This window comes from Oleiphilus sp. HI0128 (assembly GCF_001635365.1).
In genome coordinates, this window is sequence record NZ_LWGG01000284.1 from 1 (window position 1) to 655 (window position 655).

A 655-nucleotide genomic window follows, 5' to 3' on the forward strand; every position below is an offset into this window, starting at 1 on the left:
AAGGCTAAACTCTGGGCCTATGATGTTGCCAAAATTGGCGGAGGGATAACCTTGATACTCGGTATGTTATTAGCCTTCAATGCAGAGCTTATCTTGCGCTTTTTCACTTCAGATACGGCTACCATTGACGCGGCTCGCTTACCTTTGCAGGTGACGGGGGCTTTAATATTTATCGATGTTATCGGTGTGATTCTTATGAACGCCTTGCTGGGAAGTGGTGACGTAAAAGTAGTCTTGAAGACAAGTATGCTTTCTCAATGGGCTGTGTTCTTTCCTTTAGGTCTTATCGCAGTAGTTTATTTTGAGCCGCCCTTGCTGGTGATTTGGCTTTTGTTTTCTTTCTCTCGCCTGGGCCAAGGTTTTGTTTACGGTATTCACTGGCATAGAGGGAAATGGGGAGGCGCTAAGCTTTAGTGTTTAGCGCTTCAATGACGGTGATTTCTAAATCGTTCTAGCCGCTCTGACGTGCTTGGGTGGCTTGAAAAATAGCCCTGTATTTCAGATTCTTGTTTTGGCTCCACGCTACCTATGTTTTCTTCGGGCTCGTTTGCACCTTGGTCTTTTTCTTGGGATTCTAAGTTCTCCATTAAGGTAATAAAATCCTCAGGATGTAAGCCAAACTCTTGTAAATGTTTCAGCGCAAAATCATCAGCCT

2 protein-coding genes are annotated in these 655 nt (G+C 44.3%); one reads left to right on the forward strand and one right to left on the reverse strand.

Translation table 11 applies throughout. The features are described from left to right. A partial coding sequence (locus A3763_RS03700) for an MATE family efflux transporter (protein WP_156494876.1) occupies nt 1–414 on the forward strand: 414 nt, incomplete at its 5' end. Nucleotides 415–425: 11 nt separating this feature from the next. Here the strand turns inward: A3763_RS03700 and A3763_RS03705 are convergent. Next, on the reverse strand, nt 426–655 hold a 230-nt coding region (locus A3763_RS03705; protein WP_156494877.1), incomplete at its 5' end, for a M48 family metalloprotease.